19 protein-coding genes and 4 pseudogenes are annotated in these 20,294 nt (G+C 29.3%); 22 read left to right on the top strand and 1 reads right to left on the bottom strand.

The genetic code is table 11. From position 1 onward, the window contains the following. The first annotated feature begins 18 nt into the window (after positions 1 to 18). From AGR56_RS02820 to AGR56_RS02755, 17 genes and pseudogenes are all read left to right on the top strand, one after another. Positions 19 to 726 (top strand): WecB/TagA/CpsF family glycosyltransferase, encoded by a 708-nt coding sequence (locus AGR56_RS02820; RefSeq protein WP_053241056.1) that lies wholly within the window; start codon positions 19 to 21, stop codon positions 724 to 726. Positions 727 to 770: 44 nt separating this feature from the next. Beyond that, entirely contained in the window at positions 771 to 2,201 is a 1,431-nt protein-coding gene (locus AGR56_RS02815; protein ID WP_053241055.1) for a flippase, read from the top strand. Beyond that, positions 2,198 to 3,334 (top strand): glycosyltransferase, encoded by a 1,137-nt coding sequence (locus AGR56_RS02810; protein WP_331000621.1) that lies wholly within the window; start codon positions 2,198 to 2,200, stop codon positions 3,332 to 3,334. Before AGR56_RS02815 ends, AGR56_RS02810 begins: the two co-directional genes overlap by 4 nt. After that, positions 3,327 to 4,235: a glycosyltransferase family 2 protein gene (locus tag AGR56_RS02805; protein ID WP_053241054.1), complete on the top strand. Its 909-nt coding sequence runs from the start codon at positions 3,327 to 3,329 to the stop codon at positions 4,233 to 4,235. Before AGR56_RS02810 ends, AGR56_RS02805 begins: the two co-directional genes overlap by 8 nt. 107 nt (positions 4,236 to 4,342) lie before the next feature. After that, the gene (locus tag AGR56_RS02800; protein ID WP_053241053.1) at positions 4,343 to 4,909 is read left to right on the top strand and encodes a nitroreductase family protein; all 567 of its coding nucleotides are present in this window, start codon (positions 4,343 to 4,345) and stop codon (positions 4,907 to 4,909) included. A gap of 254 nt (positions 4,910 to 5,163) precedes the next feature. Then, positions 5,164 to 5,799: a cyclodeaminase/cyclohydrolase family protein gene (locus AGR56_RS02795; protein ID WP_053241052.1), complete on the top strand. Its 636-nt coding sequence runs from the start codon at positions 5,164 to 5,166 to the stop codon at positions 5,797 to 5,799. A gap of 26 nt (positions 5,800 to 5,825) precedes the next feature. After that, positions 5,826 to 6,344 (top strand): DNA methyltransferase, encoded by a 519-nt coding sequence (locus AGR56_RS23215; protein WP_347460377.1) that lies wholly within the window; start codon positions 5,826 to 5,828, stop codon positions 6,342 to 6,344. Continuing rightward, entirely contained in the window at positions 6,341 to 6,715 is a 375-nt protein-coding gene (locus AGR56_RS23210) for an N-6 DNA methylase (protein ID WP_347460376.1), read from the top strand. The genes AGR56_RS23215 and AGR56_RS23210 overlap by 4 nt, the downstream gene beginning before the upstream one ends. Further along, a pseudogene (locus tag AGR56_RS23205) lies at positions 6,643 to 7,407 on the top strand (TaqI-like C-terminal specificity domain-containing protein); the annotation flags it as partial. The gene AGR56_RS23210 and the pseudogene AGR56_RS23205, both read left to right, overlap by 73 nt. A gap of 51 nt (positions 7,408 to 7,458) precedes the next feature. Continuing rightward, positions 7,459 to 7,584, top strand: a complete 126-nt coding sequence (locus AGR56_RS23200) for a hypothetical protein (protein ID WP_347460375.1) — start codon at positions 7,459 to 7,461, stop codon at positions 7,582 to 7,584. 224 nt (positions 7,585 to 7,808) lie between these two features. Continuing rightward, complete coding sequence (spoIIAA, locus tag AGR56_RS02785) at positions 7,809 to 8,144, top strand: anti-sigma F factor antagonist (RefSeq protein ID WP_053241051.1); 336 nt, start codon at positions 7,809 to 7,811, stop codon at positions 8,142 to 8,144. A gap of 13 nt (positions 8,145 to 8,157) precedes the next feature. Further along, positions 8,158 to 8,592: an anti-sigma F factor gene (gene spoIIAB / locus AGR56_RS02780; RefSeq protein WP_053241050.1), complete on the top strand. Its 435-nt coding sequence runs from the start codon at positions 8,158 to 8,160 to the stop codon at positions 8,590 to 8,592. A gap of 61 nt (positions 8,593 to 8,653) precedes the next feature. Beyond that, positions 8,654 to 9,412, top strand: a complete 759-nt coding sequence (sigF, locus tag AGR56_RS02775) for an RNA polymerase sporulation sigma factor SigF (protein ID WP_053241049.1) — start codon at positions 8,654 to 8,656, stop codon at positions 9,410 to 9,412. 260 nt (positions 9,413 to 9,672) lie between these two features. After that, entirely contained in the window at positions 9,673 to 10,119 is a 447-nt protein-coding gene (spoVAC, locus tag AGR56_RS02770; RefSeq protein ID WP_053241048.1) for a stage V sporulation protein AC, read from the top strand. 16 nt (positions 10,120 to 10,135) lie between these two features. Continuing rightward, positions 10,136 to 11,165 (top strand): annotated as a pseudogene (gene spoVAD, locus AGR56_RS02765) (stage V sporulation protein AD). Continuing rightward, complete coding sequence (gene spoVAE, locus AGR56_RS02760; RefSeq protein ID WP_053241047.1) at positions 11,158 to 11,517, top strand: stage V sporulation protein AE; 360 nt, start codon at positions 11,158 to 11,160, stop codon at positions 11,515 to 11,517. The pseudogene spoVAD and the gene spoVAE overlap by 8 nt, the downstream one beginning before the upstream one ends. 7 nt (positions 11,518 to 11,524) lie before the next feature. Then, a complete protein-coding gene (locus AGR56_RS02755) occupies positions 11,525 to 12,100 on the top strand; it encodes a stage V sporulation protein AE (protein WP_053241046.1) in 576 nt (191 codons plus the stop codon). A 59-nt stretch (positions 12,101 to 12,159) separates the two neighbouring features. Here AGR56_RS02755 and AGR56_RS02750 read toward each other — a convergent pair whose 3' ends face one another. After that, entirely contained in the window at positions 12,160 to 14,493 is a 2,334-nt protein-coding gene (locus AGR56_RS02750; RefSeq protein WP_053241045.1) for a PBP1A family penicillin-binding protein, read from the bottom strand. Positions 14,494 to 14,685: 192 nt separating this feature from the next. On the opposite strand from AGR56_RS02750, the gene yunB reads away from it, so the two are divergent. The 5 genes and pseudogenes from yunB to AGR56_RS02725 all read left to right on the top strand — a co-directional run bounded on the left by yunB (position 14,686) and on the right by AGR56_RS02725 (position 20,214). Continuing rightward, entirely contained in the window at positions 14,686 to 15,351 is a 666-nt protein-coding gene (gene yunB / locus AGR56_RS02745; protein ID WP_053241044.1) for a sporulation protein YunB, read from the top strand. Positions 15,352 to 15,434: 83 nt separating this feature from the next. Next, a pseudogene (gene hflX, locus AGR56_RS02740) lies at positions 15,435 to 17,230 on the top strand (GTPase HflX). A 15-nt stretch (positions 17,231 to 17,245) separates the two neighbouring features. Beyond that, on the top strand, positions 17,246 to 18,142 hold the full coding sequence (locus AGR56_RS02735; protein ID WP_053241043.1) for a nucleotidyltransferase domain-containing protein: 897 nt from the start codon (positions 17,246 to 17,248) through the stop codon (positions 18,140 to 18,142). A gap of 8 nt (positions 18,143 to 18,150) precedes the next feature. Further along, positions 18,151 to 19,553, top strand: a pseudogene (locus AGR56_RS02730) (PLP-dependent aminotransferase family protein). A 16-nt stretch (positions 19,554 to 19,569) separates the two neighbouring features. Next, positions 19,570 to 20,214: a YigZ family protein gene (locus AGR56_RS02725; protein ID WP_053241042.1), complete on the top strand. Its 645-nt coding sequence runs from the start codon at positions 19,570 to 19,572 to the stop codon at positions 20,212 to 20,214. The last annotated feature ends 80 nt before the right edge of the window (positions 20,215 to 20,294 follow it).

Below are 20,294 nucleotides of genomic sequence, written 5' to 3'. Positions count from 1 at the left end.
TCATATGGAGGACTGATTATGTCTGTAAATATACTTGGTTATGAAATATACAGTGACACAAAAAATAGGCTGCTAAGAGATATTAGCAATATGAATAAAGTTAATATAATTTCTGGAAATCCAGAGGTGCTTTATAATGGTCTTAATAGCAAATTCTTATTTGATAATTTTACAAATAAAAATTCTATAATAATACCTGATGGTGTGGGTGTTGTACTTGCCTCTAAACTCATAGGTAAGCCTGTCAAGGAAAAAATTGCGGGTATAGAAGTTATGGAAGAAATAATAAAAAAGTGCGAAGCTGAAAATAAGGGTATATATCTTGTTGGAACAAAGCAGGAAATACTTGAAGCTTGCGTACAAAATATACAAAAAAAATATCCCGAGTTAAAAATAGCAGGTTTTCGCAATGGTTTTTTTGATTTAGATAATTGCGACGATATTATTGAAGATATAAAAGCATCTAAGCCGTATGCTATTTTTGTTGCTATGGGAAGTCCAAGACAAGAAAGGTTTATAGTTAAGTACATGGATGAACTTCCGTGCAGTATTTATATGGGCGTCGGTGGAAGTTTTGATATTTTCGCAGGAGTTTTAAAAAGAGCACCAAAATGGATGATTAAATTAGGACTTGAATGGCTTTATAGGGTTATTAAAGAGCCATATAGGATAAAAAGATTAGGTGCGATACCTGTTTTCTTAATTAAAGTCTTAATAAATAAATAAAAGCATAGTTAGTATTTTTAAATATGCTTAAGAGGAAGGTAGAAATGAATAAAGTAGCTAAGAATTTTTTGTTTGTAAGCGTATCTAATTTATTAGCTCAAGTTATGGTTTTTTTTACGGGAACTCATTATGCAAAAATAATAGGAAAGTCTGCGTTTGGAGATATTACAACGGTTCAAGCGATAATGACGTATTTAACTATGTTTGTTTTGTTTGGACTTCAAACTTATGGGACAAGAGAAATTGCAAAGGATAAAGATAATACACCTTATATTGTAGGGGATACCTTTGCATTTAGAGCAATACTTATTATTCTTGTAGCTATAATAATATTTTTTATTTATGAGCTATTTGGTATTAATGAGAAAAATAGTTCCTTAAGAGTGCTGTTACTAGTATATGGAATTACGCTGATTCCAGCAGGCATGAATATAGATTGGGTATATAATGGAATTCAAGAAATGAAGTACAATGCAGTGTATAATATAATAAAAAATATTATACCTTTTATTTTAATATATGTTTTTTTAAAAAGTAAAAGCCAAATTTATTATATACCGTTATTTACATTTATAGCTTTAGTTCTTGGAAGTGTGTATCAATTATATATTTATTTTTTAAAGTTGAAATTTAAGCTTAAAATTAATTTAAACAGAGAAAAAGTAAATAACTATGTTAATTTTGGTTTTCCATTCTTAGTGTCTGGCATTTTAGCTATGATAAATGGAAATGTAGATAAAATTATAATAGAATTTACTAGAGGAAATACTGAAGCAGGTATTTATTCCTCTGCTTATTACATTATTAATTTTTTAATGAATGTGGAGACTATGATCTTTACAGTTGTATTCCCACTTTTTATTAGCTATTATAACAATAAAGATACAAAATCCTTGAATAAAATAGTAGATAAAACCTCAAAGATTATTATAGCAGTAGTTATGCCTCTTGTTTTGGGTGGCCTCATACTTTCAAAGGATATTATGCTTATTTTCTTTGGTGAAAGTTATGCTGAAGCATATGCTCCTTTTTCTATACTTTTAATATACATATTAATTCTTTTTATAAGGGAAATATATGGATATGGACTTAACGCTTGGAATATGGAAAAGAAGTATTTAAAAGCTGTTACGGTTTCCTCGTTTTTTAATTTAATAATGAATCTTATTTTGACACCTGTATATGGAATGAATGTTGCTGCGTTTATAACCGTTATTTCAGAGGTTATAAATCTTTATTTAATGAGGAAGTATTCATCCAGTGTTGTTAAGGTTTCTTCATTAAAGTATATTTTAAGAATATTAATACCATGTATTGCGATGTGCATTGTAACTGTGGAATTAAAAATTTTTATGGTTAATGCTATAATAAATATAATAGCTAGTGCTTTAGTTTATTTAGCTTCAGTGTTCTTATTTAAATATATCACTTTAGATGAAATAAAGGATTTCTTACTTAGAAAGAATGGTGTATGATGAGATATTGTGTTTTATATCCAAAAACAGAAAATGTACATTTGACAAAGGATGTTGGAATGATTGCATATAAATTAAATAAACTATACGGATATGATGCGTTTGTAGCAACTTATAAAAATGGAGAATATCCATATTTAAAAGATGAAGTTAAGGGACTAAAAATTGACTTTATAAAAAAAGAGCATGGTCACTTTAAGGATATATACTTGTATGTAAAAAAAAATGCTCATATAATAGATGTACTTCAAATATTCCATATGACTTTGAATTCTGTATTTTATGCCTTTATATATAAAATGTTTAATAAAAATGGAATCATATTTTTAAAGTTAGACTGTACAAAGGTTCTTGTAGATAAAATTAAGAAAATGAATATGGTACAGAGGCAGATATTAAATGTATTTTTAAAAAGAGTAGATATTATAGGTGTAGAAAAAAAAGAAATATTTAACGAGCTTAAAAGTGAATTAAGGTTGCATAAAACAAAATTATTAAACATATCTAATGGTTTGGATTTTGATAGGGGAGAAGTCAAACTTAAAGCTAAATTTGATGATAAAGAAGATATAATTTTGAGTGTTGGCAGAATAGGAAGTCCTGAAAAGAATTCTAAAATGTTAATGGACGCTTTTGCTAATATAGATGAAAATAAGCTTGGAAATTGGAAACTTGTTTTTGTAGGACCTATAGAAGAAAAGTTTGAAGAGGAAATAGATAACTATTTTAAGAGGTATGAATATCTTAAGAAAAAAGTAATATTTAAAGGACCAATATATGATAGAAAAGAACTTTATAATGAATACAGGAAGGCTAAAATATTTTGCCTTACTTCTAAATTTGAAAGTGTCGGAATAGCACTTATTGAAGCTGGAGCTATGGGTGATGTTATTATTTCTACTAATGTAGGTATAGCAGATGAAATTGTAAATGGTGATAATGGAATTTTAATAGAAGTAGGTGACATTTCAGCACTTACTGACGGCATTAATAAATTAATTGAAAGCAAAAATTTATCTCAGGCATCTTATGCAACAGAAAAGTTTTGTAGGGAGAATTATGATTGGGACATTATAGTTAAAAAACTTCACAGCAAAATAATAGATATAAAGGAAAATGATATATATGAATGAACCTAAAGTTTTTATTATAATACTAAATTATAATACAATTAATGATACTTTAGAATGTATCAAAAGCTTAAAAAATATACATTATAGTAATTATGAGATAGTAGTTGTAGATAATTCGGAAGCTATAGATTGCTACAATTCGCTTAAGCTTAAGTTTAGTGAATACAAAATAATAAGAGCTGATCAAAACCTTGGATATGCCAATGGAAACAACATAGGGATAAAATATGCTTTAGATAATGGAGCAGATTACATATGTGTTTTAAACAATGATGTAGTTGTAGAGGAAGATTTTTTGTCTAAAATAGTTAAGGTGCTAAATGCAAATAAATGTGTGGGAATTGCAGGACCATGCATATGCGAATATAAGGATAAAAGTAAAGTACAGTGTGCAGGTGCTAATATAAGTTTGTATACAGGTCTTACTAAACGCATAGGTATGGGAGTGACCTATGATAATTCAAATAAGGGAAATAGCACTGTTGATTTTCTTGGAGGAGCCTGCTTTGTATGTAAAAGAGAGGTTTTTGAGAAAATAGGTTTAATACCTGAAAATTATTTTTTGTTTTTTGAAGAAACAGAATTTTGTATTAGAGCACAAAAAAATGGATACAAGTTGTTATGTGTATATGAAAGTAAGGTTTATCATAAAGGTTCAGCTACAATTTCTAAGTTTGGTGGGCTTAGTTATTATTTTCTAAATAGAAATAGAGTTGTTTTTATAAAAAGAAATTCTAATGCAATTCAAAAGCTTGTGTTTTCAATTTATATTTTTATTGAAGCAATTGGAAGAATTATAATAAGAAAAGAACCTAAGCAGCTTATAAAGAACTTAATTTGTGGGTTTAAAGCGGACATAAATTTGGTTGATTTGAAGGAAATAAGCTATTTTATTAAATGAATAGGCTATGGTTTAAATAAGTATAAAAGGGAGCATTTATTTATAACAAAACCAATGAATAAAAACCTAGTTTTTGAACACTCTATATGTAAGGAGTGTGATTTTTTATGGATTTTTATGAAGTTATAAAAAAGAGAACTAGTATAAAAAAATTTAAAAATACGCCAATTCCTGATGGAAAATTAAATAATATAATAAACGCGGCTATGATGTCTCCTTCATGGAAAAATAAAACTTCATATAGCTTTATAATAGTAGATGATGAGCAAAAGAAAAATGAGATAGCTGAATGTGTTTTAAATGACACTGGTGAAGCAGCAGAAGCTTTAAAAGAGGCTCCGATAGTTGCGGTTGTTGTTGGTGATCCAGAGGATTCTGGAAAAATAAATGGAAAAGAGTATTATCTAGTGGATAGCGCAATAGCTATGGAACATTTTATACTTGCAGCGGCAAACGAAGGATATGGAACTTGCTGGATAGCTTCACTAGATGAAAATAAGGTGAAAACTTCACTTAGGATACCAGAAAAGTATTCTGTTGTAGCAGTAACACCAGTTGGTGAGTTTGCAGAATCAAAATCTCACAATGAACCTAAGGACTTACGTGACCATGTCTATAAAAATTATTGGAGTATGGATTATAGTGACAAAAAGCATTTTGCTATAACTAGATAATAAATTATCATTATATAATTTAGAAAGAATCTAATTAAATTCAAGAGCTGATAAAGTTCTCTTGAATTTAGTTGAGTTGGTTTCGCTGGAAACATATCTAAGTTTCAGAGGTTCAATGCTTTCTGAAATCTTATTTAGAATATGCTAAAACCATTATGTTTTGCTAAGTTGATTAATGAATTTATTGATTGTATAATAAATTTATTGAAATTACAAAACAGTGATTTAGCACTAAAAGAAAGGAAGAAAATAAAATGATGCAAAACTTAACAGTTGAAGAGTTTTTAAGTAAGCTTGCATCTGCAGCACCAGCACCAGGAGGTGGTGGCGGTGCTGCACTTGTGTCAGCTATTTCGGCTGCGTTAAATAGCATGGTATTTAATCTTACAGTAGGAAAAAAAGCATATGAGAATTATTCAGATGAAATTAAAGAACTCATAAAGCGTAGTTTAGAGGAGTCGAACGAACTTATAAAATTTTTTACATTGTATATTGATAAAGATGCGGAAGCTTTTTTAAAACTTATGAATTCTTATAAATTACCTAAAGAAAATGAAGAACAAAAAATTGCAAGAAAACTAGCCATAGAAAACTGTACTAAAGAGGCAGCTAAAATTCCAATGATAGTAGCGGAAAATGTTTATAAATTGTATCCTATAATATGGACTGCATGTAATTATGGAAATAAAAATTTAATATCTGATGCGGGTGTTGCAGCAGTCTTGGTACAAGCTTCTCTGGAAAGCTGTATTCTTAATGTTAAAGTTAATTTAAACTATATAAAAGATGAGAAGCTAAAACATGATATGGATAAAAAATGCATGGATTTAAGTGCTAAGGGCGAGGAATGGAAGAGTAAAATTATGAGATTTATATATGAAAGTATTTAAGTTCACATTTTTAGGATGGAGGCAATATGCAGCAAAATTTTGTGAGTGAAATTTATAAATTGTATGATACAATTGAAAATTCCAATAACCTTGAAGATAAGCTTTTAAAAATAAATACTGTAAGACAAAAATATAGCATAGATGATGAATTTTCAAATATTTACTATGAATATATATCATTAAATAGAGAAAAAGGGGTTGTATACACGCCTCCCCAAATTGCAGAATATATAGTTAAAAATACTATAAAATATGAAGATATAATAGAGAATCCGTTCATAAAAATAGTTGATCCCGCGTGTGGAAGTGGTAATATCATACTTCCAGCTTTTAAATATTTAAGAGAAATTTATAGACAAAATTTACATGAGATAAACAAAAAAAACAACTTAAGCTTAGATGAGGCAAACTTAAATTATCACATAGTTAAAAATAATTTATTTGGCTTTGATATAGATGAAACGGCAATAAAGATACTAGTTTTAGACTTGTTTTGTGAGTCATTATGTTTTACAAATAACTTTTTTAAGAAAAGACTTTTTTGATTGAGAAAATAGATGATAAATACGACATATTTTTAAGCAATCCACCTTATATTGGACTTAAAGCTATGGATAAAGATTATTCTTTAAGTTTAAAAAGGTTGTACTGTACATATAAGGATAAGGGAGATATATCTTATTGCTTTTTTCAAAAGTCCATAGAATCTATTAAAGAAAATGGAAAATTAGGATTTATAACTTCTAGGTATTTTTTAGAGGCCTTAAGCGGTGAAAAGCTAAGAAAAATTTTAAAACAGTTTTCTTCTATATATAAAATTGTAGATTTCTATGGCATAAGACCATTCAAAAATGTCGGAATAGATCCAATAATGATTTTTTTAATGAAAAAAAATGTTCGAGTAATAATTATATAAAGGTAATAAAACCTTGTTATGTTAAGGGTAATAATAAGAAGCATTTTTATGATTCTATTTTTTCGAATGGTACAAACAACATAAATGAATTTTTAGTAAAACAATCTTCTCTCGATGATAGCGGGTGGATACTTATAAATGATGATGAAAAGAATATAATAAGGAAAATCGAGCAAGGCAGCTGCAGTAGACTATATGACATATGTGATAGCTTTCAGGGAGTAATAACTGGTTGTGACAAGGCATTTATAGTTGATAATGAAACCATAGAAAATGAGTATATAGAAAGAGAACTTATTAGACGGTGGATTAAAAGCAAGGTTATAAGAAAAAATTATGTAGAAGCTGAGAATAAATATATTATATATACTGATGGAATTAAAAATATAGAAGCATATCCTAATGCATTAAAGCATTTAAGTAATTTTAAGGAAAAATTATTACTGAGAAGAGAATGCATAAAAGGAATAAGAAATTGGTATGAACTTCAATGGGGAAGAAATAGAGGTATATTTGAAAACGAAAAAATAGTTTTCCCATTTAAATCTTCAAGTAATAGATTTGCACTTGATTATGGAAGTTATTTTAGTGCAGATATATACTCACTTATACTAAAAGATAAAATTCATTTTACTTATGACTATTTATTATATATACTAAATAGTAAGGTATATGAATTTTATTTCAAGACATTTGCTAAAAAACTTGGAAATGATTTGTATGAATATTACCCAAATACAATTATGAAATTATATATACCAGCTATGAGTAATTTTAATGGTAATTATACGGAAGAAAATATGTATAAAGTGTTTAACTTTACAGAGACTGAAGTGCATATAATTGAAAACGGCGTTAATAAAGAATAAATTAGTAAAATAAGATTTATTAACAGCATGGTTTAACTGTAATCATGCTGTTTTATGTTGTATTTTGGAAATTTTATAAGTAAACTTAAAAATATAATTATTTTAGTGAATATTATATATGCAATGTGTCAATAATTGAAATATAAAACATTTATAATAAATAAAGGAAAACATAATGAATTGCAGAATACATATAAAGAATAAATTTTGAGGGGATGCTTTATATGAATTTGGAATTTGAAATTAAAAATGATAAGCTAATAATAGCTATTATAGGTGAATTAGACCATCATAGTTCTGATGAAGTTAGAAATAAAATAGACGATAGGATAGAAAGAGGAGGATGCAAAAAAGTAATTTTAGATTTTTCAAATGTTACTTTTATGGACAGCTCTGGAATTGGAGTTATTATAGGTAGATATAAAAAGTTGAAATTGCTTAATTCTAACTTATGCATTGCAAATGTCAATAAGTCTATAAAGAAAGTCTTCGAACTATCAGGTATATACAAAATAATAGAAGTTTATAGCAGTCTTAAAGAAGCTGTTGAAAGTTTTTAATGGGGGGATTTTAATGTCTAATAATAAAATGAAGCTAGAATTTTTAGCTAAATCTGAAAATGAAGGTTTTGCAAGAGTTACGGTAGCAGCATTTGTATCTCAACTTGATCCAACGATTGATGAAATTGAAGATGTTAAAACTGCTGTATCAGAAGCTGTTACTAATGCTATTATTCATGGTTATGAAGGCAATGAAGAAGGAATAGTACAAATCATGGCATCTATAGATGGTAACGAGTTTACAGTTGAGATTATAGATAAAGGTATAGGAATTGCTGACATAGAAAAAGCTAGAGAACCATTGTATACATCTAGACCTGACTTAGAAAGGTCTGGAATGGGCTTCACTATTATGGAAAGTTTTATGGATAATATTAAGGTGGAATCTGAATATAAAAATGGTACAAAGGTCTCAATGAAAAAAATATTCTATTCAGTTAAAAAATAAAAGTAGTTACTTAACTGCCATTATGGCTAGGAGGAGGGAAAAAGCGGGAAATCCGTAATTTATGGAAAGTGAAAATGTTCTCAAGAAGGAAGAATATAACTACGATGATAATAGAAAGCTAATAAAATATGCAAAAGAAGGAAGTAAAGAAGCTTTAGATAAATTAATAAAAAATAATCTTCCACTTGTTTCGGCGATAAGCAGAAAATTCTTAAATAGAGGGTATGAATACGATGATATATTTCAAATAGGATGTATGGGACTTGTAAAAGCTGTAAATAATTTTGAAAGTAAATACAATGTTAAGTTTTCAACTTATGCAGTTCCAATGATTATGGGTGAGATTAAAAGGTTTTTAAGAGATGATGGGCTAATTAAGGTTAGTAGAAGTGTAAAGAATACAGCAAGAAAACTGCATTATGATAGAGAAAAATTAGTTAAGAAATTGAACAGAGAACCTACTATAGAAGAATTGTCCGAATTTTCAGGAATAAATACTGAAGAAATTGTTTTCGCTACAGAGTCTACAGTAAATACTCAATATTTATATGATGTAGTACATCAAGATGATGGTTCTCCAGTGCTTTTAATTGATAAAATAAGTAAAACTGTAGATGAAGATACAGAGGTTATAGATAAAATAGTCTTAAAAGAGGCTATAAATAATTTGGATCCTAAATCCCGCCAAATAATAATATTAAGATATTTTAAGGATAAAACACAGATACAGGTCGCAAAGATGCTTGGCATAAGTCAAGTCCAGGTTTCAAGAATTGAGAAAAGAGTATTAAAATTAATGAAAGAAAAATTAATTAAGTAGATGCACTTAAAAAAGTGTGTCTTTTTTTGTATATATAGACAGCTTGAAATATGGAAATTGCATATGTCAAGTGTATTTTTATAAATTAGAATTTGTAACAGTGCACAATTCACAGTTAAGGACTTAAAATTTATAATTTTCAAGTTTTACGTTTTCTATCTATATTTATAAAAAGTCATGTATGGATAAAATTATTATACGCATAATAAAGTTAAGCTATTAATAAAAAATTTATTAAGTAAATTTAAGGAGTGAAGCTTATGAAAGTGAGCGAGGAAAAGGTAAAAAAAGACTTTAAAACTTTATCTCAAAATTCAAAACCTAAGCCTAAAATTGTGAAAAATTGCATTAATGCCTTTATAATCGGGGGATTAATATGTGATGTTGGTCAATTTATTTCTAATATTTTTATGAGGTTTGGTTTACCCAAGGAAATGGGTGCAAATTATACAACGATAGCAATGGTTTTTATTGGCGCTTTTTTAACTGGTATAGGAGTATATGATAAAATAGCTAATGTTGCGGGAGCAGGAAGCATTGTACCTATAACTGGTTTTGCAAATTCTGTTGTAGCGCCTGCAATTGAATTTAAAAAAGAAGGATTTGTGTTTGGAGTTGCAGCCAAAATGTTTACCATAGCAGGTCCAGTTCTTGTCTATGGAATAGGTTCTTCTGTCATCGTAGGAATATTATATTATTTTTTGTAAGGTAGGTGATTGAAGCATGAGTAAAAGAGTAGGAAGTCAAACAGTTAGGTTTGATACGAAGCCTAAAATAATAAAAACTGTGTCTATAGTAGGGCCTAAAGAAGGTGATGGACCGCTTAAGGATTATTTTGATATTATACTTAATGATGATATGAATGGTGAAAAGAGTTTTGAAAAAGCTGAAAGTAGTATGGTATATAATGTTATAACCGAAGTTATAAAAAGGGCAAAGCTTACAGAAAAGGATATAGACTTTTTTATTTGCAGGAGATCTTTTAAATCAATTATCTTCTTCAAATTTCGCTGCAAGAGAACTTGAAATACCTTTTTACGGACTTTATGGCGCATGCTCTACTATGACAGAATCACTTGGCATAGCAGCAATGGCAATAGAAGGTGAGTTCGCGGATCATGTTATTGCAGCAACCTCATCTCATTTTTCTTCATCTGAAAGACAATTTAGATATCCTCTTGAATTTGGTTCTCAAAGAAAGCCAAATTCCCAATGGACAGTAACAGGAGCGGGAGCTATGCTGCTTAGTAAAAATGGGAATTTTCCATGCGTTACTTATGCAACAACAGGAAAAGTAAAAGATTATGGTGTAAGCAGTCCAGATAGTATGGGAGAGGCTATGGCACCAGCAGCAGTTGATACGATAAAACAGCATTTTAAGGATACAGGAAGAAAACCATCATACTATGATCTTATTGCTACAGGAGATCTTGGTAAGGTTGGAAGACAAATAACTCAGGAACTTTTGAAAAAGGAATATGGCTATGATATAAGCAGTATTTACATGGATTGTGGTGAGAAAATTTATGATTGTGAAAAGCAAAATACAAATTCAGGAGGAAGCGGTTGTGGTTGTTCAGCAGTTGTAGATTGCGGGTATATATATAAAAATATGCTTAAAGGTAAATATAAAAAAGTACTTTTAATTTCTACAGGAGCTTTGATGAGTACAACATCAAACCTTCAAGGAGAATCAATACCAGGAATTGCTCATGCTGTTTCCATAGAATTCGGAGGTGCTACAAATGACTGATTACATAATGTCTTTTTTAGTAGGGGGCGCAATGTGCTTAATTGTTCAAATAATAATAGATAAAACCTCAATTACCCCAGGAATAATTCTTGTGAGTCTTGTGACCTTAGGAGTAATACTTGGCGCTTTTAATGTATACGATTTTTTAATTAAATACGGAAAAGCAGGTGCCACAGTACCGCTGCCTGGATTTGGAAATGCACTTGCAAAATCTGCTATAAAGGAAGTAAAATCAAGTGGACTTATAGGTGCATTTACGGGCGGAATAAAAGGAACAGCTGGAGGAATAACCGCATCGATATTTTTTGGATATATCATGGCTTTAATATTTAATTCAAAGACGAAGGGATGAAGCGCAATTGAATAGAAAGGTCATAATTGTAACAGATGGTGATTCAATAGCTCAAAAGGTTATTGAAAGAGCAGCTGCTAAAACAGGATGTAGAACCTTATCTATATCAAGCGGAAATCCTACAAAAATTACAGGTAATGAAATGGTAAGACTTATTGAATGTGTAAAGAATGACCCCGTAATAGTTATGGCAGATGATAGAGGAGACACAGGAAGGGGCAATGGCGAAAAAGTTATAGACTATTTGATTAAAAGCAGAGAAATTGATGTGATGGGAATAATAGCCGTTGCTTCTAACACGAAAAACGCCAGTGGTATAAAAGTAAATTGTTCAATTAATAGAGATGGTAAGATATCTGAAAACTCTGTAGATAAACATGGAAATATAACTATGTCAAAGGTACTAATAGGAGATACAGTTAACACTATAAATCCTTCAAGTGTTAATTATGTGATTGGAGTAGGAGATCCAGGAAAAATGAGGTGCAACGATGATATAGAAAGTGAATGTTTTATTTTAACTAAAGCTATAAATATAATTATAAGTAAATATGACAATAGAAAAAATAAAATATTTAATTAATTATAAAAATACATCTAGAATGAAGAGTTTATTGTATTATCTTCATCCTAGATGTATTTTTAATGTTTAATTTGATTATTTGAGGTGTCATTACCTGTATTGTCATCATTTGAAGAATTGTTACCACTATTATTTGTGCTGTTAGAAGGATTAGTGTTATTTCCAGGTGCAGTAGTATTACTATCACCATTTGTGTTAGACGGTACGTTATTATTGTTTTGAGGTAAAGTTGAGTTTTGATTATTATTATTATTAACAGTTGGTGCGCTTTCATTATTAGTATTGTTTTGTTTCTGGGTAGCAGTATCATCTGGTGTTAAGTTTGAAGGTTGAGTACCGTCAATAAACACATCGTTGCCTACCTGTGAAACACCACTAGGCATAACTATATCTTTAATTGGTTTGCCTTTATTAGCGATGGCCATTATTTGTCCCCAAATACCAGCCACATCGTTACTATAAACATTAGGTGAAGAATTATCATCATTTCCAACCCATACTGCTGCAGAATAATATGGTGTAAGTCCGCAAAACCATATTATTCTGAAATCTGTAGTTGAACCTGTTTTACCGCCTGCTGGCATATCCCCAAGTTCAGCTCTAGCATTAGTACCCGTTCCATTATCGCTCATTGGAGCTCCAAGCAGATTATACATAACATAAGCAGCCTGTGGTGAAATAACCTTACGTGTTGAATAATTGCTTTGAAGAAGAATATTTCCTTTTTTATCAACAACCTTTGTATAAAGTCTTGGAGTACTATATAGACCATTATTTCCAAATACACCATAGGCAGCGGCCATAGTAAGTGTATTTGTACCATGGATTTCACCTAAAGACATAGCAGCTATACTTGATTTATCCGTCTGGTTAAGACTTAAACCAAATTTTTCAGCGTAAGCAGCTCCGTTATCAAGACCTATCTTATCTTCTAATTTAACTGCAACTAAATTAGAAGATATTTTTAATGCATCTCTTATAGTCATTGGTGCATTTGTTGGTGTCTCTACATCAGTAGGATTATAGCCTCCATACTTTTTTTGTAATTCCTCTGAAAGAGGAGAATCAGCTACGGTAGATTGAGCTGTTGCAATTTTAAGATCGATAGCAGGAGCATAAACAGTAAGTGGTTTAATGCTGGAACCTGTCGGTTTTAAATAGTTATTTGAATAAGCTCTGTTATAAGAAGTAGGAGGTTGCTCGCCTCTTCCACCTACCATTGCTTTTACTTCTCCAGTACGATAGTCATAAACAACAGCAGAGGCTTCAGGCTGAATTATTCCATTTTTATCTGCTTTGGATTTCCAACGTAAATAACTTGTATTATTAAGTGTATCTCGAACAGAATTTTCTAAATTAGTATCCATAGTAGTATATATCTTAAGATTCCCATCACGAAGTAGGCTATCCACCTCTTCATCTGTATAGTGATATTGTGATTTTAAATCTTTTTTGACCTCATTAACTGCAGGAAGTGAAAACCATTCATAAGTATATTTATTAGATATTTTTTGAGCAGCTAAGTTTAATTTATTATTATTCAAATCGTTTAATGCATTTTGATATTGAGAATTGGTTATGTAATTATTGTCTTTCATTTTAAATAACACAAGTTTGGTTCTATTTAAATATATGTTATGATTTTTAGCTGCAGTAGGTGAAAAAGGATAATATGCAGATGGACTTTGTGCTAAACCTGCAATAAAGGCACATTCTATCAGATTCAAATCTTTAGCGTCCTTACTAAAGTATTGTTCTGCAGCTGCTTCTACTCCATTAGCTTGACCACCTAAAAATATAGTATTCATATAAGCTTCTAATATTTGCTTTTTTGTTAAGACCTTTTCAAGCTTTAAAGAAAGGTAAGCCTCTTGAATTTTTCTCTTTAAGGATAACCTATTTTCAAGCGATGAAGTAAGAAACATCCTACTTTTTATAAGCTGTTGAGTTATTGTGGATGCACCTTGAATGTTATTTTGTTTGTGAACTTTTGATTTAATATCATTATAAAATGCGCCTGCAATTCTTTTTAAATCTATACCCTTATGTTTATAAAATCTTTCGTCCTCTATGCTGACAAAGGCATTTGCCAAATTACTTGGTATTTCATTCATTGAAATGACAAATCTTTTTTGACTTGTTATTACTGTATCCATTTCATTTCCTTTATCGTCATATAATTCAGAAGGTTGGTCAAGATTTAATATAGTTCCATCAACATCTAAGGCTGGGGCTGCTTTAATTGTTGCAAAAGCAAATCCAGCAGTTGCTACAGAAGTTAATAGAAGTATAAAAAACAATAAAAGAAGTATAGTTTTTAAAATCCTAAAACGCTTTTTTTTATTTTTTGATTTTATATTCCCTGTTTTTTTTGTTTTAACATTTCCGGACATAAATTTCCTCCTTATGTAATCACTATGTTGAATAATTATAGCATATAATAAAGAATTAATAAATCCATATTTATACATAATCTACATAAAATCCTATTATAATAATAATAAATTTGATTTATACATATTATTATAATGTAAAAAACAATAGGTTTAAAGTAGATTGTAAATTAGAATTTTAGAAGGTGATAAATATTAATAATAAGAAAAAATAAAATATGGATATTAATAATATTTACATTTATACTAATAATATTCAATATATTCCTATATGCTCTTGATAAAGTAGTGACCCCTACTGTATTGGCAGCTGGTGACATTGAGATACGTGAGAAAGTAATTTCAATTATAAATGAAGTTTTAATAAGTAATTATAGTAATAATTTAAATTATGATGATATAATTAAAGTAGAAAAAGATGATTATGGAAACATTTCTCTTATTAGAGCAAATACTCTTAAAATGAATAAGGTTGCTTGCGATGTTTCTCTAGATATCCAAAACAATATAAAAAGAATGGGTGAATTAGGGGTAAAACTTCCGATAAGCTATATTTTTAAAAATAATTTGTTTTCATATTTTGGACCTAAGGTCACTATAAAAATGGAGCCTATAGGCAATATTGAAACTAGGTATAGGTCAGTATTTGAAAGTGCTGGAATTAACCAAACAAAGCTTAGTATATATGTAAATGTTAGAACTAAGGTGAGAATTATTATTCCAACTGATTATAATGATATAGAGATTAAAAATCAAATACCAATATCTGAAACTGTAATTGTTGGAAAAGTGCCGGATTCTGCGTTTCAACTTGACTTAAAAGATGCAGGGTTTAAGCTTCCAGAAAAGGATAAGTAAGATGTTTACAATAATGAGTTTCTAGTATACAATTATATGGAATTTACAAAGCCATAAAATATTGATGAAAAGAGGTTAATGTTATGGTATTAGGAAATAGTGAAGGAGTTAGAACTTCTATTTTAAAGGAGCTTGAAAAGATATATGATATGGAGGTTCCAAAATCAAATATTATAACCTTTGAGATTATAAAGTTAATGAGTGAAATTTCTAATTTTATTGATAGAGAAATAAGTGTAGCAATAAATAGAAAGGGAAAGGTAGTAAGTGTTTCTATTGGTGACAGTACTACTGTTGAAATGCCATTAGTGGATGTTAGAGATAAAAAACTCTCTGGCATAAAAGTGATACATACGCACCCCAATGGTAATCCTAAACTTCTGCTGTAGATATGTCAGCATTATTAAAATTAAGATTAGACTGCATAGTTTCAATAGGAGTCTTAGATAGAAATATAACTGGCTTCTGCTTGGGATTTTGCAGTATTGAAAATGATATATTGACTTCAGAAGAAATAGGGCCTATAAAATTAGAAGAAATTCTTGAATTTAATTATCTGAATAAGGTTGATTATTTAGAAGATGCACTAAAGAAAATAGACGAAGTAAAGGAAGAAAATGTTGAAAGAGCTATACTTGTAGGTGTAGATAGCGAAGAAAGTATTAAAGAATTATCTGAGCTTGCAAAATCTTGTAATGTAGAGCCTGTTGCTAATGTTATGCAGAAAAGAGATAAGATTGATAGTGCATACTATATAGGAAAAGGAAAAGTTGATGAAATAGCTCTTTTGAGGCAGGTTAAAAGGGCTAATGTAGTTATATTCGATGATGAGCTTTCAGGGTCACAGGTGAGAAATTTAGAGGAGAATATAGGAGTAAAGGTAATAGATAGAACTACTTTAATATTGGATATATTTGCAAGAAGGGCTAAGAGCAAAGAAGCAAAAATACAGGTTGAGCTGGCACAATTAAAATATAGAATTCCTAGACTTCAGGGATTGGGAAGTGTACTTTCTAGAACTGGTGGAGGAATAGGAACAAGAGGACCTGGAGAAAAAAAATTAGAGACAGATAAAAGGCATATAAGGGAAAGGTTATATGACCTTGAAAAAGAACTTAAAAGAATTGGTAAAACAAGGGAAATTCAAAGAGAAAAAAGAAATTCGGGCAATTTACCTCAAGTATCACTTGTAGGATATACAAATGCGGGCAAGTCTACACTTAGAAATTTGATTTGCGAAATTGCAGCACCGAAGGAATATTCAAGCAAGGAAAGTGTTTTTGAAGCAAATATGCTATTTGCAACTTTAGATGTAACTACAAGAGCTATACGACTTAGAAATAATAGATTAGTAGCACTTACTGATACAGTTGGCTTTATAAGAAAACTTCCACATAGCCTTGTAGAATCTTTTAAATCTACACTTGAGGAAACTATATATGCTGATTTACTTATTCATGTTATAGATAGCTCGTCAGAGACAGCAATAGCCCAAATTAATGCAGTAAATAGTGTGCTTGAAGAGCTTGGGGCAATAAACAAAAATATGATCATTGCACTTAATAAAATAGATAAAGTTACAGATGAAAAAATAAACGAATTAAGAAGTTACTGTGCAGAATATGATGTTGTTGAAATTTCAGCTAAAGAAAAAATAAATATAAATGAATTATTGAGTGAAATTGAGGCTAAGATTTCAAGCAAAGCAAAGGAAGTAGAGTATTTAATTCCTTACGATAATCAGAAGCTTGTAGCATATATACATAAAAATTCTAATGTTGAAGTTGAAGAGTTTAAAGAAAATGGTACTTATCTAAAGGTAATAGTTGATGAGAAAACCTACAACAAGTGCAAAGAGTATATGATTGGTGATTTTTAAGGAGTGATTTGTGCTATGGAAAAAACTATTTTACAATATCAAAAAGCATATTTATCCACAATTGACAAACTGAAGTCAAATAAAAGTGTTCTTGCAGTAATGGTATTTGGAAGTATGATATCGGGAGATCTATGGGATGGGTCTGATATAGATTTTTTTGTAATAGTAGATGAAGAGCTTAAGGTTATAAAAAATATTTATACAGAAGAAAATGATATTTCAGTTCATATAAAACTTATAGGAAAAAGTAAATTTTTAATGCTCAATGAAAGTGACCTTAAAGGGGGGTTTTTCCATAGAATATTTGCTTCTTCAAAGCTTGTTTTTTCAAAGGATATGGAAATAACCGCAAGGTATGATAGTGGAAGATATTATCCTGACATTGATAGAAAAAAGTGGAACGTGGTTTATTTAGGAAAGGCTATTAAAAGTATGGATAATTGTAAAAAAAGCCTTATAAGTGGAAGTATATACACTGCTTATTGTGAAGTTTTTAAATGTATAGGTGAGTTTTCAAAACTCTATGTGAATTATTCCGGATATATGATAAATAATGATGCAGTAAGTATGCTTACAAATGCTGATGAAAAGTTTAAAAAGTGCATTGATGCACTATTGTTTGAAAAAGAAAATATAGAAGAAGCTATTAAAGGTACAATTAATTATATAGAAACAATGATTAATTCAAATATTAAGGAAATATCTGACATACTAATTGATTACATGAGAAAAAAAGATTGCTTTTTAAGTGAAGAGGATATAAATAGTGATCCTCTCTTTAAGGGATTTGATATAAATTCAGAAGAAATTTTAAATAAACTTTGGGAGCTTAACATAATAAAGAAAAAAAGCAGGGAATACAAATTGAAAAGCAATGTATGTTTGATAAATGAAAATGTGTATTATATATAGGTGAACTTATGGAAAAGTATAATATGAATTTTGAAGAAGAAATTCCAAAATATATTCAAATTTCAAGACATATAAAATCACTTATTGATAATGGAAAAATAAGAAATGAAGAAAGGCTTCCAACAATAAGAGTACTTGCAAAGGCGCTTAATGTGAACAACGATACTATAATAAGTGCATACAGAAAACTTAAAAATGAAGGATATGCATATATAAAAATGGGAAGTGGAACTTACGCTAAAACAAAAGATGCATATATAAAATTGAAAAAAGATTATTCTGATTTGTTTAAAAAAATGGATAAGAAAAAATCAGATATGTATATAGATTTTGCAGAGGAAAATCCATGTGGAGAATATTTCCCTATTCAAAACTTTAAAAGCGTGGTAAATGAGGTCTTAACAAGAGATGGGCTTAATGCGCTTGTTTATCAAGAGACATTAGGATATGAAGGACTTAGAAACAGTATAAGTAAATACCTATGGGATGGAGCAATTGATGAGGATAAAATAATTATAGTATCAGGGGCACAGCAGGGTATAGATATAATATCTAAAGCAATTGTCAATATAAATGATAATGTTGCTGTTGAGAAGCCTACTTATAGTGGAGCTTTATCTGTATTTAAATGGAGAAGAGCTAATATTTTTTTGAAATTGACTTAAATGATGATGGTATAGATCTAAATCAATTTGAAAAAATACTTAAAAAGAATTATATAAAGTGCTTTTATACCATGACTTATTTTCAAAATCCAACTGGTATATCTTATAGTACTGAAAAAAAGAAGGAAATACTAAAATTAGCAGATAAATATGATTTTTATATTATTGAGGATGATTATCTCTCAGAAATTCAATATAAAGATAATTTTGGATATGTAAGTTTTAAAAGTTTAGATACTAAAGATAGGGTAATATATATTAAAAGTTTTTCAAAAATATTTCTTCCAGGAATCAGAATAGGGTATTTAATAATGCCAGATTTGCTTGTAGAGCAGATAGAAAATTCAAAGATGACTACGGATATATCTACATCAAGTCTTATGCAAAGAGCTTTAGATTTATATATTAAAAATGGATACTGGAGAAGCTATATAAGCAAAATAAATAGTTTATTTAAAAACAGATACTACTATATGCATGATAAACTACAGAATATACTTGGGGACAAGGTAGAAGTTAATGACCCAGGTGGAGGTTTTACTTTTTATTTAAAGATAAACGATAAGATAAATTTAAATTGTACTGATTTGTTTTATAAATGCAGACAAGAAAAAGTTTTAATAACTCCAGGTGTATTTTTTTATAAAAATAATGATGATGGATTAAAGTATTTTAAAGTTGGATTTTCTAAAACTGATGAAGGTAAAATATTAAAAGGCATTAATGTAATAAATGATATTTTATAGTGGAGTGTAGATTAATATGAGTTATTTTACGATAATAAAAGAATCCTGCGTACAATTTGAAGAAAGAAAATCTATTTTTATTGGTCATGCAAAACGCGTTGAAACAGAAGAAGCGGCAAAAGAGTTTGTAAATAAAATAAAAAGTGAGCACAAGGACGCTACACATAACGTATATGCATATATAGTTGGAGAAAATATGCTTATACAAAAGTGTACTGATGATGGAGAGCCACAGGGCACAGCAGGGGTTCCAGTTTTAGATGTTATCAAGAAGAACGGTATAACAGATACAGCAATAGTCGTAACAAGATATTTTGGTGGAATACTTTTAGGAACGGGAGGACTTGTTAGAGCATATTCAAAAGGAGCCTCGGAAGCAGTAAATAATAGTGGAATAGTAGAAAGAGTTAAAGGTTCAGCAATTAACATAATTACAAGTTATGAACTTCTTGGAAAAATTCAATATCACTTTTCCATTAAGAATTGGCATATTGAAAATATAGAATATACAGATAAAGTTAAAATAGTATTTATTTGCGAAACCCAATATTTAGAAGCTATAAAAAGAGATTTACTAGAGCTTTGCTCTGGAAAATGTGAATTCAAAATTGAAGAAGAAAAATATTACTTTAAAGCAAAGAATAGATTGGTAATGGAATAATTGAACTTAAAACTATATTTGTGTTATAATATTAATCGTGACTGTGAATATGTTATACATATTTGTAATATATAGATGTG

Origin of the sequence: Clostridium sp. DMHC 10, assembly GCF_001270375.1 — a bacterium.
Classification (GTDB): Bacteria; Bacillota; Clostridia; order Clostridiales; family Clostridiaceae; genus Clostridium_S; species Clostridium_S guangxiense.
This window is presented reverse-complemented; position numbering and strand designations above follow the sequence as displayed.

Bases quoted from the DNA above. Each gene is read 5' to 3' on its own strand.
- AGR56_RS02820 (WP_053241056.1), top strand. From the start codon at position 19: ATGTCTGTAAATATACTTGGTTATGAAATATACAGTGACACAAAAAAT.
- AGR56_RS02815 (WP_053241055.1), top strand. From the start codon at position 771: ATGAATAAAGTAGCTAAGAATTTTTTGTTTGTAAGCGTATCTAATTTA.
- AGR56_RS02810 (WP_331000621.1), top strand. From the start codon at position 2,198: ATGATGAGATATTGTGTTTTATATCCAAAAACAGAAAATGTACATTTG.
- AGR56_RS02805 (WP_053241054.1), top strand. From the start codon at position 3,327: ATGAATGAACCTAAAGTTTTTATTATAATACTAAATTATAATACAATT.
- AGR56_RS02800 (WP_053241053.1), top strand. From the start codon at position 4,343: ATGGATTTTTATGAAGTTATAAAAAAGAGAACTAGTATAAAAAAATTT.
- AGR56_RS02795 (WP_053241052.1), top strand. From the start codon at position 5,164: ATGATGCAAAACTTAACAGTTGAAGAGTTTTTAAGTAAGCTTGCATCT.
- AGR56_RS23215 (WP_347460377.1), top strand. From the start codon at position 5,826: ATGCAGCAAAATTTTGTGAGTGAAATTTATAAATTGTATGATACAATT.
- AGR56_RS23200 (WP_347460375.1), top strand. From the start codon at position 7,459: ATGAAATTATATATACCAGCTATGAGTAATTTTAATGGTAATTATACG.
- spoIIAA (WP_053241051.1), top strand. From the start codon at position 7,809: ATGAATTTGGAATTTGAAATTAAAAATGATAAGCTAATAATAGCTATT.
- spoIIAB (WP_053241050.1), top strand. From the start codon at position 8,158: ATGTCTAATAATAAAATGAAGCTAGAATTTTTAGCTAAATCTGAAAAT.
- sigF (WP_053241049.1), top strand. From the start codon at position 8,654: ATGGAAAGTGAAAATGTTCTCAAGAAGGAAGAATATAACTACGATGAT.
- spoVAC (WP_053241048.1), top strand. From the start codon at position 9,673: ATGAAAGTGAGCGAGGAAAAGGTAAAAAAAGACTTTAAAACTTTATCT.
- spoVAE (WP_053241047.1), top strand. From the start codon at position 11,158: ATGACTGATTACATAATGTCTTTTTTAGTAGGGGGCGCAATGTGCTTA.
- AGR56_RS02750 (WP_053241045.1), bottom strand. From the start codon at position 14,493: ATGTCCGGAAATGTTAAAACAAAAAAAACAGGGAATATAAAATCAAAA.
- AGR56_RS02735 (WP_053241043.1), top strand. From the start codon at position 17,246: ATGGAAAAAACTATTTTACAATATCAAAAAGCATATTTATCCACAATT.
- AGR56_RS02725 (WP_053241042.1), top strand. From the start codon at position 19,570: ATGAGTTATTTTACGATAATAAAAGAATCCTGCGTACAATTTGAAGAA.